Here is a 16,958-nt window from a genome sequence, read left to right as displayed (position 1 = left end):
TCTCGCGCCATGGGGCCCCAGAGCCCCTCATCCTCGAAACGCGGCGAAGGTGCCGCTCCTCAGGGTGAGGACAGAACAGGTTCAGTCTTGAGGCGTTAGTTACTACCATGGGCAAGGTTACGGGGTTTCTCGAGTTCGAGCGGCACGATCGCAAGTATGAGCCGGTCACCGATCGCATCAAGAACTACAAGGAGTTCGTCGTTCCGCTGATCGAGCAGGATCTGCGCGATCAGGCAGCGCGCTGCATGAACTGCGGCATCCCGTATTGCCACGGCACCGGCTCGGTCCAGCCGGGCACGCCGGGCTGTCCGGTCAACAACCAGATCCCGGACTGGAACGATCTCGTCTACAATGGCAAGTGGGAAGAGGCCGCGCGCAACCTGCACTCGACCAACAACTTCCCCGAATTCACCGGCCGCATCTGCCCCGCTCCCTGCGAGGCCTCCTGCACGCTGAACCTCGACGACAGCCCGGTCACCATCAAGAGCATCGAGTGCGAGATCGCCGACCGCTCGCTGCGTTCGGGCTGGATCAAGCCCGAACCCGCGGCGCAGAAGACCGGCAAGAAGGTTGCGGTGATCGGCTCCGGTCCGGCCGGCCTCGCCTGCGCCCAGCAGCTCGCCCGCGCCGGCCATGACGTCCACGTCTACGAGAAGCACGCCAAGGCCGGCGGGCTGCTGCGCTACGGCATTCCCGACTTCAAGATGGAGAAGGGCATCATCGACGTCCGCATCGCGCAGATGGAAGCCGAAGGCGTCACCTTCCACTACAACGCCCATGTCGGCTCGGGCGTCGACCCGCAGGACTTGCTGAAGAGCTACGACGCGATTGCGCTGACCGGCGGCTCGGAAGCGCCGCGCGACCTGCCGGTGCAGGGCCGCGATCTCGACGGCATTCACTACGCGATGGACTTCCTGCCGCAGCAGAACCGCCGCGTCAGCGGCGAGCCGCTGAACGGCGTCCGCGAAATCCTCGCCACCGGCAAGCATGTGGTGGTGATCGGCGGCGGCGACACCGGCTCGGACTGCATCGGCACCTCGGTCCGCCACGGCGCCAAGGATGTGGTGCAGCTCGAGATCATGCCGCAGCCGCCGGAGAAGGAGAACAAGCTGCTGACCTGGCCGAACTGGCCGCTGAAGATGCGCACCTCCTCCAGCCACCAGGAAGGCGCCAAGCGCGAGTTCGCGGTGCTGACCCAACGCTTCTCCGGCGAGAATGGCAAGGTCAAGACGCTGCACTGCGTGCATGTGGACGGCAAGATGCAACCGATCGTCGGCAGCGAATTCGAGATCAAGGCCGACCTCGTGCTGCTGGCGATGGGCTTCGTGCATCCGGTGCATGAGGGGCTGCTGAAGACCCTCGGCATCGAGCTCGACCAGCGCGGCAATGTGCGCGCCAGCACCGACGACTACCAGACCTCGCTGCCGAAGGTGTTCTCCGCCGGCGATATGCGCCGTGGCCAGTCGCTGGTGGTCTGGGCGATCCGCGAAGGGCGACAATGTGCCCATGCGGTCGATCGTTTTCTGATGGGCGCATCGACGCTGCCGCGCTAAAAGGCGGCCGACACGATGGGGCGCCGGTGACCAGCACCGGCGTCATTCCGGGATGGCCTGCCGGGCGGGGCGGATCTTTGCAACGATGAACTCCTTTGTCCGGACCGGCCTGCTGATCGCCATCGTCACGCTGATCGCCGATCAGGCGTTGAAGCTCTACCTTCTGTTCGTGGTCGATATCGCCACCCGCGGCGCGATTTCCCTCACACCGTTTTTCGACCTGGTGCTCACCTGGAACCGCGGCATCAGCTACGGCTGGTTTCAGGCGGAGACAGCCGCCGCCCAGGCCATTCTGCTGGCGATAAAAATTGTCGCAGTCGCAGCGCTCGCGGTCTGGCTCTGGCGCGCCCACAACCGCTTGGTCGCGATCGGCCTCGGTCTGATCATCGGCGGCGCGTTCGGCAACGGCATCGACAACGTTGCCTATGGCGCAGTGATGGATTTCGCCTTCTTCCACCTGCAGTGGGGCGATTTCCGTTTCAATTGGTACGTCTTTAACCTTGCGGACGCGGCCATTGTTGCCGGGGTTTTCTGCCTGCTGTATGATTCAATCCTTGGATCGGCAGCCGTAAAAGCGCCGTGATCCCGGCAAATATGCCATGGCGACGCGAAGCCGCCGCCGGCTCCTTCGAGGAGCAGGCGCCCGTCCCGATGCGACATGCGATCAGGTGAGCTTGGATGATGCGCGATACGGAACTCAACACCCGCACCCCGCGACCCCGGACCCTGCTGGCGATGGCCGCCCTGGCGGTGATCGGCATGGTCTGTACGACAAACGCCTTCGCCCAAGAGGACGACGAACCCTCCCGTGACGACAGCCTGATCGGCGGCCTGATGCGCGGCATCGGCGCGACCGACGGCTCGAACGGCATTCAGTACCGCGAGCGCTCGCCGTTGGTGGTCCCGCGGCAACTGACGCTGCCGCCGCCGGAAAGCCGCCGCCCGGAGACCGCCAACTGGCCGAAGGATCCAGACGTGCTGGAGCGCCGCGAGCGCCGCGAGGCGCTGAAGAAGCGCGACCGCGAAAAGGAAAACAACCCGGCCGAGCAGATCCGGCCGATCGCCGCCGAGCCGGAGCTCGGTCAAGCCCGGGCGCGCACCGCGACCGTTTCGCCGCAGCCCGGCGTCAGCGAGGAGCGGCGCCTGATCAACGAAGGGTCCGGTATCCTCTCTCCGTCGCAGCTTGGCGTCACCACCAACCTGTTCGGCCTGTTCAAGGGCAAGAAGGAAGAAAGCAAACCGTTCACCGGCGAACCGACCCGCGAAAGCCTGACGCAGCCGCCGCCGGGCTATCAAACGCCGTCGTCCGGCTATGCTTACAGCGGCGACAAGAAGCCCGAATGGGCTGGCAACCCGGATCGGCAGCCGGAAATCCTTCCGCCTGGCAAGTTCTGAGGGTGGGCGCCTGTCGGCTCTTGCCAGGCCTGCGCCACACCATATCCGGTAACGTGTTCGCGGATGCGTGATTTGCCGCGCAGCGGGCGCCCCCTTAACCCGTGTATCGATCACCCGATCGCATCACGATCCGCGCCACGACAAGAAGCAGGCCTATGACGCTGTCACTCCGCTTACCTCTGCTCGCGGCGCTTGGCGCCCTCGCCATCGCGGCCGCGCTGCCGGCCGCGCCCGCCGCTGCCGAAACCCCGGTCGTTCAGCGCCCGGCGAGCTTCAGCCTCGCCAACGGCCTGCAGGTCGTGGTGATCCCGGATCACCGCACGCCGGTCGTCACCCATATGATCTGGTACAAGGTCGGCTCGGCGGATGAGACGCCCGGCAAATCCGGGCTCGCCCACTTCCTCGAACACCTGATGTTCAAGGGGACCGAGCGGCATCCCGCAGGGCAGTTCTCTCAGACCGTGATCCGCATCGGCGGCCAGGAAAACGCGTTCACCTCTACCGATTACACCGGCTACTTCCAGCGGGTGCCGCGCGACAAGCTCGCCACCGTGATGGAGTTCGAGGCCGACCGCATGACCGGCCTCACCCTCAAGGATGAGAACGTATTGCCCGAGCGCGATGTCGTACTCGAGGAGTACAACATGCGCGTCGCCAACTCGCCGGATGCGAAGCTGACCGAACAGATCATGGCGGCGCTCTATCTCAATCACCCCTACGGTCGTCCGGTGATCGGCTGGAAGCACGAGATCGAGAAACTGACGCGCGAGGATGCGCTGGCGTTCTACAAGCGCTTCTACGCTCCCAACAATGCGACCTTGATCGTGGCCGGCGACGTGCAGCCCGACGAGGTGCGCGCGCTCGCCGAAAAAACCTATGGCCTGCAGCCGAGCCAACCGGCGATTCCGGCGCAACGGGTGCGGCCACAGGAGCCGCCGCCGATCGCGCCGCGCACGGTGACGCTCGCCGATCCGCGCGTCGAGCAGCCGAGCCTCCGCCGCTATTACCTCGTTCCTTCCGTCACCAGCACCGCCTCCGCCGACAGTTCTGACAGCACCGCGCTGGAGGTTCTGGCGCAGATTCTCGGCGGCGGCAGCAACTCCTATCTCTATCGCGCGCTGGTGGTGGACAAGCAGCTCGCGGTCTCCACCGGTGCCTGGTACCAGGGCACGTCCCTTGATCCCACTCAGTTCGCGGTGTCGGCAACGCCGAAGCCCGGCGTCGGTTTCCCCGAGATCGAGAACGCCGTCGATGCCGTGATCGCCGATGTCGCGCAGAACGGCGTCCGCGCCGAAGACCTCGAGCGCGTCAAGACGCAGCTCATCTCCGAGGCGATCTACGCTCGCGACAACCAGAGCACGATGGCACGCTGGTATGGCGGCGCGCTGACGATCGGCCTCAGCATCGACCAGATCATCGCCTGGCCCGAGAAGGTGCGCGCCGTCACCGCCGACCAGGTGCGCGCCGCGGCGCAGAGCTGGCTCACCAAGGAGCGCTCGGTCACCGGCTATCTGATCAAGGATTCCGCGGCCAAGCGCGAGGACAAACGCTCATGACGCGCTTCTTCGCGAACCTCCGCCACGCGGCCCTGCCGGCGCTCGCCGCCGCATTCCTGCTGGGCCAGTTCGCGCCCGCCGCCGCCACCAGCATCCAGCGCGTGATCTCGCCGGGCGGGATCGAGGCATGGCTGGTGCAGGATGCGACCGTACCGGTCATCGCCGTTGAACTCGCCTTCGCCGGCGGCTCGACTCAGGACCCTGCCGGCAAACCTGGCGTCGCCGACCTGGTCGCGGGCCTGCTCGACGAGGGCGCGGGCGAGTACGACTCGAAGGCTTTCCGCGAGCGGCTGGAGCGGCGGGCGATCGACATCTCCTTCAACGACACCCGCGACCACCTGCGCGGCTCGATGCGCACGCTGAAGGAGAACCGCGACGAGGCGTTCGAATTGCTGCGGCTCGCCCTCAATCAGCCGCGCTTCGACGCCGAGGCGCTGGAGCGCGGACGGGCGCAGGCGCTGTCGATCCTGCGCCGGCAGAGCACCAATCCGAACGACATCGCCAGTCGCCGCTTCTTCCAGGAAGCCTATGGCGACCATCCCTACGCCTGGCCACCGAACGGCACGCCCGAAAGCGTGCAAACGATCACCGCCGACGACCTACGCGGTTACGCCAAGCGCGTGCTGGCACGCGACACGCTGAAGATCACCGTGGTCGGCGATATCGATGCGGACACCTTGAAGACCCAGCTCGACCGCGTGTTCGGCTCGCTGCCGGCGAAGGCCGACCTGCGGCCGATTTCGCCGATGCTGCCGCAGGTGCCGCCGGGACGCGTCAACGTAACGCTCGACGTGCCGCAGACCGTCATCCTGTTCGGCGCGCCCGGCATCGCCCGCGCCGATCCCGACTTCATGACCGCTTATGTGCTGAACCACATCCTGGCCGGCAGCATGAACTCCCGCCTCTATCGCGAGGTGCGCGAGAAGCGCGGCCTCGTCTATGGCATTTCCGAAGCGCTGATCTGGCTGCGGCAATCGGCGCTGGTGATGGGCTCGACCGCAACCCGCGCCGATCGCGCCAACGAGACGATCGAGACGACCGAATCCGAAATCCGCCGGATCGCCGCCGAGGGGCCGACCGAGACTGAACTGGAGGAAGCAAAGTCATATCTGAAAGGCTCGCAGATGCTCTCGCTCGACACCTCGTCGAAGATCGCGACCGCACTGCTGCAATATCAGATCGACAACCTCGGCATCGACTACCTCGACCGCCGCAACGGCCTGATCGATGCAGTCACGCTCGCGGACGCCAAGCGCGTGGCGAAGCGGCTCTGGGACCAGCGCTTCCTCACCGTCGTCGTTGGCCGGGTTGCACAGCCCACAGCCAACTGATCTCGGAACTGTTATAACGCTCGGGCGTTCTCGAAGGCGTCCCCTCCCCTTTTGTTCCAGGAAGCCCTGCCGATGCTGGATTCTCCGAAAGCTGCCTCCTCGCTTGAGCAATCGATCGCGCTTGCGCGTTCCGAACGCATCGGCAGCCATGGCGTCACAGAACAGACATATGACGCGATGCTGAAGCAGACGGAGCCCGCGCTCGACTGGCTCCGCGCAGGTTACGCCGACGGCAGCCTGCCGCACCTGACGATTCCGCAGGAGCGCAGCGATCTGGCGGCGATCGAAGACGCTGCCGCGAAACTGCGCAACGGCGCGACCGATGTCGTGTTTCTCGGTACCGGCGGCTCCAGCCTCGGCGGTCAGACGCTGCTGCAACTCGCCGGACACAACGTGCCCGGTATCGGCACGCTGCGCGACAAGCCGCGGCTGCACTTCCTCGACAATCTCGATCCGCAGACCTTCACCGAGATGCTCGGCAAGCTGCCGCTCGCGACCACCAAGTTCGTCGCGATCTCGAAATCCGGCGGCACCGGCGAAACATTGATGCAGACGATGGCCGTGCTTGAGTCGCTCCGCCGTGCCGGCCTGGAGAAGAAGATTCCCGAGCTGGTGCTCGGCCTGTCGGAACCGGCCAAGCCCGGCGGCAAGAACGGCCTGCGCACCATGCTGGAGCACTTCAAGGTGCCGATGCTCGATCACCACACCGGTATCGGTGGCCGTTTCTCGGTGCTGACCAATGTCGGCCTGCTGCCGGCGGCCGTGGCGGGTCTCGATATCGCTGCGATCCGCGCCGGCGCTGCGAAGGCCGTCGCGCCGGTGCTCGCCAAGAAGCCGGCCGCCGAAGTGCCGGCCGCGGTGGGCGCGGCGCTGTCGATCGCGCTCGCCAACACCGGCAAAACCATCACCGTGCTGATGCCGTATGCCGACCGGCTCGCCTGGCTCGCCAAGTGGTATGTGCAGCTCTGGGCCGAGAGCCTCGGCAAGGACGGCGAAGGCACCACGCCACTCGCGGCCCTCGGCCCGGTCGATCAGCACAGCCAGTTGCAACTCTTCATCTCCGGCCCGCGCGACAAGCTGTTCACCATCATCACCGTCGGCGCCAAGGGCAAGGGCCTGCGCATGCCGGCCGATCTCACCGCGCTCTGCGGCGAGGGCGACTTCGCCGGCAAGACCATCGGCGATCTCGTCGCCGCACAAGGCCGAGCCACGGCCGAGACGCTCGCCAAGAACGGCTGCCCGGTGCGGACCTTCCACATCGAGACCGTCGACGAGGCGGCGATGGGCGAACTGCTGATGCACTACATGCTGGAAACGATGATCGCCTCGAAGCTGCTCGGCGTCGATGCGTTCGACCAGCCGGCGGTCGAGGAAGGCAAGGTGCTCGCCAAGCGCTACGTGACCGAAGGCTAAATGACCAAGGGCTGAGCGACCAAGGCTGAGGGCTTTAAGGCTGAGTGGCTTTTACGCGCGCAGCATGATCTTATGGCGCCGGGTCAACATACGATCATGCGAGCGCCATGAAGTCCCTGCTGCGGATCAACCGCGACATCGTCGTCGACGAAGACGATCTCGACATCGCGTTCGTGCGCGCCTCCGGCCCCGGCGGGCAGAACGTCAACAAGCTCTCTACCGCCGCGCAGCTGCGCTATGACATCACCCGCGCCAACCTCGCGCCGGACGTGCTGGAGCGCTTCGCCCGCATCGCCGGCCAGCGCCTGACCAAGGACGGCATCGTCGTCATCCACGCGCAGCGCTTCCGCACCCAGGAGCGCAACCGGCAGGATGCGATCGATCGCCTCACCGAGATGCTGCGCGAGGCGAGCGTCCGGCCGACGCCGCGGCGCGCCACCAAGCCGACCTACGGCTCCAAGCAGCGCCGTCTCGAAGGCAAGAAGCGCCGCGCCAGCATCAAGTCGATGCGCGGCAGCAAGCGCTTCGACGACTGAGCGGCGGAACCGACTTTCACTTGCGGCAAAAACAGCGCGGATAAGCCTGCGGTCGCCCTCCCGGAGCCGGCTCCGAAGGCTTAAGTTGCCCGGACCTTTCCGAATCGCTCCGAAAACGTCCCGATGCCTGTCCGCCAGCTCCCCGAAACCGTCGTCAACCGCATCGCTGCCGGCGAGGTGGTGGAGCGGCCTGCGAGCGTGGTGAAGGAGCTGGTGGAGAACGCGATCGACGCCGGCGCGACGCGGCTCGACATCTTTACCGACGGTGGCGGACGGCGGCGCATCACCATCACCGACAACGGCTCCGGCATGAGCCGCGCCGACCTCGCGCTCAGCGTCGAGCGGCATGCGACCTCCAAGCTCGACGACGAGGACCTGCTCAGCGTCAGCACGCTCGGCTTCCGCGGCGAGGCGCTGCCGTCGATCGGCTCGGTCGCGCATCTGACGATCGCCACCCGCCATGCCAGCGAACCGCATGGCTGGGGGCTGCGCGTCGATGGCGGCGTGAAGTCCGAGATCACGCCCGCAGCCTTGAACGAAGGCACCCGCGTCGATGTCGCCGACCTGTTCTATGCGACGCCCGCGCGGCTGAAGTTTCTCAAGACCGATCGCACCGAAGCGGAGGCGATCCGCGAGGTCGTCCGCCGTCTCGGCATGGCGCGGCCCGACATCGCCTTCACGCTGGCGGGCGAGGAGCGCGCACCGGTGACATGGAATGCGGCGCTGCCCGGCGCCGCCGGCCGGCTGACGCGGCTCGGCGACATCCTCGGCAGTGACTTCCGCGCCAACGCCATCGCGGTGCGCGCCGAGCGCGAGGGCGTGCTGGTCGAAGGCTTCGCCGCCGCGCCGTCGCTGACGCGCGCTAACGCGCTCGGCCAGTACCTGTTCGTCAACGGCCGGCCGGTGCGCGACAGGCTGATCCTCGGCGCGGTGCGCGCGGCCTATGCCGACTATCTGCCGCGCGACCGGCATCCGCTGGTGGCGCTGTTCGTCACCCTCGACCCGCGCGAGGTGGACGCCAACGTCCACCCCGCCAAGGCGGAGGTGCGTTTCCGCAATGCCGGCCTGGTCCGCGCGCTGATCGTGCACGCACTGAAGGACGGGCTCGCACGCGAAGGCCGCCGTACCGCCGCCAACACCGACGGCGCCATCCTCACCGCGTTCAAGCCGGGCTTTCCGCCGCGCTTCGAGGCGCCACGCGCCAACAGCTGGGACTGGCGCGCCTCGCCTGCCTATCCCACCGGCCCTGCGCCCGCGGCCTTCCGCGACGAGAGCACGCCTGCATCAGCGCCCGGCTTCGCCGAACCCGCGCAGGCCGGTTTCGATGTCGGCGCGCCATCCGCCGATGTCCGCACCGACGAGGCCGCCCCCGCCGACCTGCTCGACCGGCCACTTGGAGCCGCACGGACGCAGATCCACGAGACCTACATCGTCACGCAGACGCGCGATGGCCTGATCGTCGTCGATCAGCACGCCGCCCACGAGCGCATCGTCTACGAGCGGCTGAAAGCTGCGCTGGAGCGCGATGGCGTCGCCCGCCAAATGCTGCTGATCCCGGAGATCGTCGAACTCGACGAGGCGACGGTGGAGCAGCTGGTGGCGCGCGCTGGTGAACTGGAGACGTTCGGCCTCGCGATCGAGTCGTTCGGCCCCGGCGCGGTGGCCGTGCGCGAGACCCCGGCGCTGCTCGGCAGGACCGATGTCAAGGCATTGCTGCGCGACCTTGGCGAACACATGGCCGAGTGGGACGAATCGCTGCCGCTGGAGCGGCGGCTGATGCATGTCGCCGCCACCATGGCCTGCCACGGCTCGGTGCGCGCCGGCCGCCGGCTGAAACCCGAGGAGATGAACGCGCTGTTGCGCGAGATGGAGGCAACGCCCAATTCAGGCCAGTGCAACCACGGCCGTCCGACCTATGTCGAACTGAAGCTCACCGACATCGAGAAGCTGTTTGGACGGCGGTAAAGATGATCCGGAAAAGCGTGACCCAAGGATCATGCCATGCGAGACGTCTCAAATCTCTCTGTCATTCCGGGACGCGCGATTGTTCTCACGGGCCCGGAATCCATACGCCCGGTGGTGGTTATGGATTGAGTTTCGCGAGCTTTGCTCGCGCCCCGGAATGATGGCCTTTCAGCAAGAGAGCCTAAGCTCTACACTGCCCGCAGAATGACGAACTCGGTATCGTCATAAGCGCGGCGTTCGAGCTCCTCGAATCGATCCGGCGCCTTGAACGCGGCGGCCGTCGCCTCCTCGACCACCACGAGCGCCTGCGGCGTCAGCCAGCCGCCATCGCGCAGCGAGGCGAGTGCCCTCTCGCCGAGACCCTTGCCATAGGGCGGATCGAGAAACGCCAGCGCGAACGGCTCGACCGGATGCGCAGGCCCCAGCACGGTCGCATCGCGGCGAAACACCTTGGTCACACCGCCGAGCCCCAGCGCCTCGACGTTCTGCCGGAGCAGCGCCCGCGCCTCCGCGCCGTTGTCGATGAACAGCGCAAAGCCGGCGCCACGTGAGATCGCCTCGATGCCGAGCGCGCCGGTGCCGGCGAACAGGTCCAGCACCCGGGCGTCGGTGACCGGATCGCCGTAGGCATGCATCAGGATGTTGAACAGCGACTCGCGCAGGCGATCCGCCGTCGGGCGGATGTCGCGCGAGGCGGGCGACGCGATGGTGCGGCCCCGCAGCCGTCCGCCGACGACACGCATCAGCGCACGATTCGCAAACGAGGATGCAGGCTGTCCGACACCATCATGCTCCTCGTCTAAGCGTCACGCTCGCGCTTGCCCTTGTAACCGCCCGGCCCCTTCCGGCGCGGCTTGGTATCGCCATCGCTGCCCGCCCGCTCGACCACGACACGACGACCCTTGCGATCGGCCAGGACGCCGGCCCGCTTGCGCGGCTTCTCGACCGGCTCCTCATACTCATCGCCATCGCTGCGTGTCGGCAGGCCGAAGTCGCATCCGGCAGCGGCAGCAATGCGCTCACCGAGCTGATCGCGCAGCTTGCGGCTGCGAACCTCCTCCACCTGGCCCTCGGCCAACTCGCCGAGCTGGAACGGGCCATAGGACACGCGGATCAGCCGGTTCACCTCGAGTTCGAGATGCGCCATCACGTTGCGCACCTCGCGGTTCTTGCCTTCGCGGATCGCGAACAGCAGCCAGACGTTGGCGCCCTGGTCGCGCTCCAGCGTCGCCTCGATCGGACCGTACTTCACGCCATCGACCTCAACGCCGTTGCGCAGCGCGTCGAGCTGCTCCTGCGTCACGTCGCCGTGGGCGCGCACGCGATAGCGCCGCAGCCAGGCGGTGTCCGGCAATTCCAGCACGCGCGCCAGCCCGCCGTCATTGGTGAGCAGCAGCAGGCCTTCGGTGTTGAAGTCGAGCCGGCCGATGCTGATCAGCCGCGGCAAGTCTGCCGGCAGCGAGTCGAACACGGTCGGCCGTCCTTCCGGATCGGCATGGGTCGTCACCAGCCCCTTCGGCTTGTGATAGAGGAACAGCCGCGTGCGCTCGCGCTCGGGCAGCGGCGCACCGTCCACCGTCACCTTGTCGTCCGGCTTCACATCCAGCGCGGGCGAATCGATCACCATGCCGTTGACGGCGACGCGGCCTTCGCGAATCCACACCTCGGCGTCGCGGCGCGAGCACAGCCCGGCGCGCGCCATCAGCTTGGCGATCCGCTCGCCGGCCTTTTTCGGCTTGGCCGGGGTCTCCGCATCGCGCTTGCGCCGATCGCTGTCGGGCCGGCGCTCGCGATACTCGCCACGGCCGCCGAACGGACGGCGTTCGTAACCGCCCCGCTCTTCGCCCTCCTCGCTGCGCGGATGATCGCGCCACACATGGCTCGGCCGCGGGCCACGATCGTTGCGGGCGCGCTCAGGCTTCGCACGGTCGCCCTCGAAGCGCTCGCTCCGGGAACGATCATCGCGGTCGCGCGAAAACCGCGGCCGATCGCCGCCACGGTCGTCGCGATCGCGATTGAACCGGCCGCGCGGCTTGTCATCGAATGAACGCTCGCCGCGCGGTCGGTCGAACCGCTTCTCGCCGTGGCCCGCGCCACGCTCACTGTTACGATCGAAGCGTTCGCCGCGCTTGAAATCGCCGCGCGGCGCCGCCGAGCGGGTGTGCCAAGATTTTTCCTGACGCCCCTCACCGCCGGCGTCGTCGCGGCGCGGATACTCCCGTCGCGGCCGGTCGAACGAACGGCCTTCGCCACGGTCACCCCGGCGCGCGTCGTCGCGCTTGAAGCCGCCGCTGCGCGGACGATCGTCACGGCCGCCGAAATCCCGGCGGGGCCCGCGATCGCCATCCTTGCGGAACGCATCGCGCGGCCGGTCGCTGCGCGGACGCCGCTCGCCGTCATCGCGATCCCGGAAATTCCGCTTCGGCCGCTCATCGAACGAGCGCTGCGGGCGATCGTTCCGCTTGACGTCACGCGCGGGACGATCCGCGCGATTGAAATCGCGTTTCGGCCGGTCGTCGCGGCTGAAGCTGCGGCTCTCCGCCCGCTCGCCTTCTTTCCGGAACGGCCGCTTCCCGCCAAACGACTTACCGCCGAACGATTTTCCGCCGCCGGAAGACCTGTCACCGAACGACTTGCCGCCACCAAACGATTTGCCATCGCGACCGCCGCCCTCGCGCTTGTCGCCGAAACGCTTGGCCGGAGCACCGTCGCGCCGGCCGCGCGGCGCGTCATCGCCGCCGCGGCGGAAACCGCCACCCGAACGTTCACCGCGTCCGCCGCCACCCTTGCCGCCGAAGCCGCCGCCCCCCCGCGCGGGTCCACGGCGTCCGGGCGGACGGCTGCTTCTGTCGTTATCGCGATCGCGGGGCATGAAGGATCTCGCCATTGGACCTCGCCCCGGCATCGCCGGGCAGGCCGCATATCAGTTCGTCGGGGGTCGGGTCCGGTCCGGATACAGGCTTTCTGGCCGCCCGGACATTGTCCCCAAGGTTGTGGGGCTGATATCAGAGTTCGTCCGGCGATACGAGAGACGAATGACACGATCTTTCATGGATTTGGCGCTTGAGGAGGCCCGGGCGGCGCAGGCCGCCGGCGAGGTTCCGATCGGCTGCGTGGTGGTGGCCAACGGCCGCGTGGTCGCCAGCGCCGGTAATCGCACGATTGCCGATCGCGACCCGACCGCCCATGCCGAAATCCTGGCCATCCGCGACGCCGCGCGGGCGCTGGGCAGCGAGCGGCTGACCGACTGCGATCTTTACGTAACGCTGGAGCCCTGCGCGATGTGCGCGGGCGCGATCTCGTTCGCCCGCATCCGCAGGCTTTACTATGGGGCGGGCGACCCGAAAGGCGGCGCGGTCGACAACGGCGTGCGCTTCTTCGCCTCCCCCACCTGCCATCACGCGCCGGAGGTCTATGGCGCCGTCGGCGAGGAGGCGGCAGCGATGCTGCTGAAGGATTTCTTCAAGGCGCGGCGGTAGCGGGCCGCGAAGGCACGGCCTTCATCCTCATGCTGAGGAGGTCTGCAAGACCGTCTTGAAGCATGAGGCCACATTGTTCCTGAATCACATCCTTCGAGACGCCCGTCTTCCACGGGCTCCTCAGGATGAGGCAGGATGCTCGACGCGCGCCTTTGACATGATCTGATCCGAACACCGGAAACCGGTTCCCACTTTTCGGGATCATGCTTAGAGCTTCACCTTCATGCCCTCATGCGACTTCTCGAACCCCAGCGTCTCGTAGAAGCGCTGCGCGTCGTGCCGCACCTTGTTGGTGGTAAGCTGCATCTGCACGCAGCCGCGCTCGCGGGCGATCGCCATCACCGCATGCATCATCTTGTGGCCGATGCCGCTGCCGCGCTTGGCCCCCGCCACCCGCACGCCCTCGATCTGCGCCCGCCAGGCGCCCTGCTGGGAGATGCCGGGAATGACGGTGAGTTGCAGGCAGCCGAGCACCTCGCCGTTCTCGTCCCAGACATATTGCGTGTTGAATGGATCGGCGGCGATGGCGTCGAACGCCTTCAGATACGGCGTCATGTCGCCCATGTCCTCGCGCCCCTTACCGAGGTGATCGTCGAGCAGCATCGCCACGATCAGCGGCACCTCGTCGCGCCGCGCTTCCCGCAAGCCCATGGCCGCTCCCTCCGCTTCTTATCGAACGTCCGCTTCGCCGTTATCGCTTGGCCTGCTCCCGCTCCACCGCGCGCCAGCCGATGTCGCGGCGGCAGAAACCCTCCGGCCAGTTGATCTTGTCGATCGCCGCATAAGCGCGCTCGCGCGCTTCGCTGACGCTCTTGCCGAGCGCGCAGACGTTCAGCACCCGTCCGCCATTGGCAGTGATGTGACCATCGATGCGCTTGGTGCCGGCATGGAAGATCTCGACGCCCTCGCCCTTGGCCGCCTCGTCCAGCCCTTCGATGCGCGAGCCCTTCGGCGCATCGCCGGGATAGCCCTTGGTCGCCATGATCACGGTGATCGCCACCTCGTCATACCAGCGCAGCGACATGTGCCCCAGTTGTCCGTCGGCACAGGCGATCAGCGCGGGCACGATGTCCGACATCATCCGCAGCATCAACACCTGGCATTCGGGATCGCCGAAGCGGGCGTTGTATTCGACCAGCTTCGGCCCGTTGTCGGTCAGCATGATGCCCGCATACAGCACGCCCTTGTACGGCATGCCTTTGGCCTTCATCGCCCGCAGCGTCGGATGGATGATCTCGTCCATCACCTGCTGGCACAGCGCTTCCGTCATCACCGGCGCGGGCGAATAGGCGCCCATGCCGCCGGTGTTCGGGCCCTGGTCGCCGTCGAACGCGCGCTTGTGGTCCTGGACGGTCGCGAGCGGCAATGCATGCTCGCCGTCGCACAGCACGAAGAACGAGGCCTCCTCGCCCTGCATGAACTCCTCGACCACCACTTCGGCGCCAGACTCACCAAATGCGCCGCCGAACATCATCTCGACGGCGGCGAGCGCCTCATCGAGCGTCATCGCCACGACGACGCCCTTGCCCGCCGCGAGCCCATCCGCCTTCACCACGATCGGCGCGCCCTGCTGGCGGATATACGCCTTCGCCGCCTCGGCCTTGTCGAAATGGCCGTAGGCTGCGGTCGGAATGTTGTTGTCGCGGCAGAGCGCCTTGGTGAAGCTCTTCGAGCTCTCAAGTTGGCCTGCCGCCTTCGTCGGACCGAACGCCTTGAAGCGCGCCGCGTTGAGGTCGTCCACGATGCCCGCAGCGATCGCGGCATCGGGACCGACCACGACGAAATCCACCGCGTTCGCCTTGCAGAAGGCGATCACCGCCGCGTGATCGGTCAGGTCGATCGGAACGCACTCGGCATCGTTGGCGATGCCCGCATTGCCCGGCAGGCACCACAGCTTCGTCACCAGCGGCGAGGCGGCGATCTTCCAGCACAGGGCATGCTCGCGGCCGCCGGAACCGAGGACGAGAATTTTCATGGGAAAAGCTTGGAATCACAGGGGTTAAACGGGACGCGAAAGCATGTAACATATGCAGAGAAACAGTCCAAAGATTCGCATTGCTCATGACTGCCGTGGCGCCCGAAATACGGGTGAATACCGCCGAATTCACCGTGTCCGAACTGTCCGCATCGCTGAAGCGGACGGTGGAGGACGCCTTTGGCCATGTGCGGGTGCGCGGCGAGATCTCCGGTTTCCGCGGACCGCACTCCTCCGGCCACTGCTATTTCGCCCTGAAGGACCAGACCGCCAAGATCGAGGCGGTGATCTGGAAGGGCGTGCACGGACGGATGCGCTTCAAGCCGCAGGAAGGGCTTGAGGTGATCGCCACCGGCAAGCTCACCACCTACCCCGGTTCCTCGAAGTACCAGATCGTGATCGAGGCGCTGGAGCCAGCCGGCATCGGCGCGCTAATGGCGCTGATGGAGGAGCGTAAGCGCAAGCTTGCCGCCGAAGGCCTGTTCGACGAGGGCCGCAAGCAGCTGCTGCCGTGGCTGCCGGAGGTGATCGGCATCGTCACCTCGCCGACCGGCGCCGTGATCCGCGATATCTTGCACCGGCTGGAGGATCGCTTTCCCCGCCGCGTGCTGGTGTGGCCGGTGCGCGTGCAGGGCGAAGGTTCCGCCGAGCAGGTGGCCGCGGCGATCCGCGGCTTCAATGCGCTCTTGCCGAACGGCAAGATCCCACGTCCGGACCTGTTGATCGTCGCCCGCGGCGGCGGTTCGCTGGAAGACCTGTGGTCGTTCAACGAGGAGATCGTCGTTCGCGCCGCCGCCGAAAGCATGATCCCGCTGATTTCGGCGGTCGGTCACGAGACCGACGTGACGCTGATCGACTTCGCCGCCGACAAGCGCGCGCCGACGCCGACGGCGGCTGCCGAAATGGCGGTGCCGGTCCGCTCCGAACTTACGATCGAAGTCGCAACCCTGGCACGCCGCGCCTTTGCCTGCTGGCAACGCGGGCACGAAGCCCGCCGCAACGAGCTGCGCGCGGCCGCGCGCGCGCTGCCGAGCCGCGAGAGCCTGTTCGCGATCCCGCGCCAGCGATTGGATCATGCCGCCGCCGCCCTGCCCCGCGCCTTGCGGGCCTCGGCCCATGTGCATCACCGCCGCCTCACCATCGCCAGCGCCGCGCTGACGCCGCGCACGTTGCGCATGCAGATCGAGCGCGCCTTCGACCGGCTGCGCAACCTGGACGCCCGCGCGACGCAAACCACCGCGTCGTTGGCGCGTCAGCGGCGCGATCGGTTCGCGACGCTGACCGCGCGGCTCGGCATCTCGCTTCGCGCCAATGCCGACGCGCATCGCCACCGCCTCGCCCGCGATCTCGACCGCACCCACCGGCTGGCCGAGCGCGCCGCCCGCGCCATTCGCGTGCTGATCCAGGCGCGCGCCGCCCGCCTCGACAGCACGATGCTGCTGCTGAACGCGCTGTCGTATCGCAGCGTATTGGCGCGCGGCTATGCACTGGTGCGGGATGCGGACGGAGCGACACTGCGCGATGCCGCCGCGGTCAAGCCAGGCACCCACCTGACGCTGGAATTCGCTGATGGCACCGTCGGCGCCACCGCCGATGGCGAGGCGGCGCCCGCGCCTGTCCCGGTCAAGCGCCCCACCGCCGCTCGGCCGCGGAACCAGGATGCCGGCCAGGGCAAGCTGTTCTGACAGAACTATTCGGTCTCACCTGTCCCCTGTCCACACGTCGTGCCGCCGCCATACACGCGCATGGCCGCCA

The 16,958-nt window shown here is 67.2% G+C and carries 14 protein-coding genes; 10 read left to right on the top strand and 4 right to left on the bottom strand.

The features are described from left to right. Positions 1–107 precede the first annotated feature (107 nt). The 8 genes from X566_RS12885 to mutL all read left to right on the top strand — a co-directional run bounded on the left by X566_RS12885 (position 108) and on the right by mutL (position 9,749). Positions 108–1,553 (top strand): glutamate synthase subunit beta, encoded by a 1,446-nt coding sequence (locus tag X566_RS12885; protein ID WP_034466797.1) that lies wholly within the window; start codon positions 108–110, stop codon positions 1,551–1,553. Positions 1,554–1,638: 85 nt separating this feature from the next. Continuing rightward, on the top strand, positions 1,639–2,136 hold the full coding sequence (lspA, locus tag X566_RS12880) for a signal peptidase II (RefSeq protein ID WP_034468562.1): 498 nt from the start codon (positions 1,639–1,641) through the stop codon (positions 2,134–2,136). A 95-nt stretch (positions 2,137–2,231) separates the two neighbouring features. Further along, a complete protein-coding gene (locus X566_RS12875) occupies positions 2,232–2,948 on the top strand; it encodes a hypothetical protein (RefSeq protein ID WP_051444061.1) in 717 nt (238 codons plus the stop codon). Positions 2,949–3,103: 155 nt separating this feature from the next. Next, complete coding sequence (locus X566_RS12870) at positions 3,104–4,504, top strand: pitrilysin family protein (protein WP_051444060.1); 1,401 nt, start codon at positions 3,104–3,106, stop codon at positions 4,502–4,504. Beyond that, a complete protein-coding gene (locus tag X566_RS12865) occupies positions 4,501–5,835 on the top strand; it encodes a pitrilysin family protein (protein WP_034466794.1) in 1,335 nt (444 codons plus the stop codon). Before X566_RS12870 ends, X566_RS12865 begins: the two co-directional genes overlap by 4 nt. A gap of 72 nt (positions 5,836–5,907) precedes the next feature. Continuing rightward, positions 5,908–7,248, top strand: coding sequence for a glucose-6-phosphate isomerase (locus X566_RS12860; protein WP_034468556.1), 1,341 nt, complete (start codon positions 5,908–5,910; stop codon positions 7,246–7,248). A 116-nt stretch (positions 7,249–7,364) separates the two neighbouring features. Beyond that, positions 7,365–7,784 carry an alternative ribosome rescue aminoacyl-tRNA hydrolase ArfB gene (gene arfB / locus X566_RS12855; RefSeq protein WP_034468553.1) on the top strand — a complete coding sequence of 140 codons (420 nt, stop codon included), beginning with the start codon at positions 7,365–7,367 and terminating at the stop codon, positions 7,782–7,784. A gap of 123 nt (positions 7,785–7,907) precedes the next feature. Next, positions 7,908–9,749, top strand: coding sequence for a DNA mismatch repair endonuclease MutL (gene mutL, locus X566_RS12850; protein WP_034466792.1), 1,842 nt, complete (start codon positions 7,908–7,910; stop codon positions 9,747–9,749). 188 nt (positions 9,750–9,937) lie between these two features. On the opposite strand, the gene rsmD is transcribed toward mutL, so the two are convergent. Further along, a complete protein-coding gene (rsmD, locus tag X566_RS12845) occupies positions 9,938–10,492 on the bottom strand; it encodes a 16S rRNA (guanine(966)-N(2))-methyltransferase RsmD (protein ID WP_034466791.1) in 555 nt (184 codons plus the stop codon). Between the two features lie 56 nt (positions 10,493–10,548). Beyond that, positions 10,549–12,621: a pseudouridine synthase gene (locus tag X566_RS12840; protein ID WP_034466789.1), complete on the bottom strand. Its 2,073-nt coding sequence runs from the start codon at positions 12,619–12,621 to the stop codon at positions 10,549–10,551. A 163-nt stretch (positions 12,622–12,784) separates the two neighbouring features. Between X566_RS12840 and X566_RS12835 the strand changes: the two genes are divergently transcribed. Beyond that, a complete protein-coding gene (locus X566_RS12835; RefSeq protein ID WP_034466787.1) occupies positions 12,785–13,228 on the top strand; it encodes a nucleoside deaminase in 444 nt (147 codons plus the stop codon). A gap of 207 nt (positions 13,229–13,435) precedes the next feature. On the opposite strand, the gene X566_RS12825 is transcribed toward X566_RS12835, so the two are convergent. Beyond that, on the bottom strand, positions 13,436–13,879 hold the full coding sequence (locus X566_RS12825) for a GNAT family N-acetyltransferase (protein ID WP_034466783.1): 444 nt from the start codon (positions 13,877–13,879) through the stop codon (positions 13,436–13,438). Between the two features lie 40 nt (positions 13,880–13,919). Beyond that, on the bottom strand, positions 13,920–15,203 hold the full coding sequence (gene purD / locus X566_RS12820) for a phosphoribosylamine--glycine ligase (RefSeq protein WP_034466781.1): 1,284 nt from the start codon (positions 15,201–15,203) through the stop codon (positions 13,920–13,922). A gap of 86 nt (positions 15,204–15,289) precedes the next feature. Between purD and xseA the strand changes: the two genes are divergently transcribed. After that, positions 15,290–16,888: an exodeoxyribonuclease VII large subunit gene (gene xseA, locus X566_RS12815; RefSeq protein ID WP_034466778.1), complete on the top strand. Its 1,599-nt coding sequence runs from the start codon at positions 15,290–15,292 to the stop codon at positions 16,886–16,888. Positions 16,889–16,958 lie beyond the last annotated feature (70 nt).

It is taken from the genome of Afipia sp. P52-10 (assembly GCF_000516555.1).
In the GTDB taxonomy this organism is placed as follows: Bacteria; Pseudomonadota; Alphaproteobacteria; order Rhizobiales; family Xanthobacteraceae; genus P52-10.
Note: the sequence above shows the minus strand (reverse complement) of the source record. Positions and strands in the feature narration are given on the sequence as shown.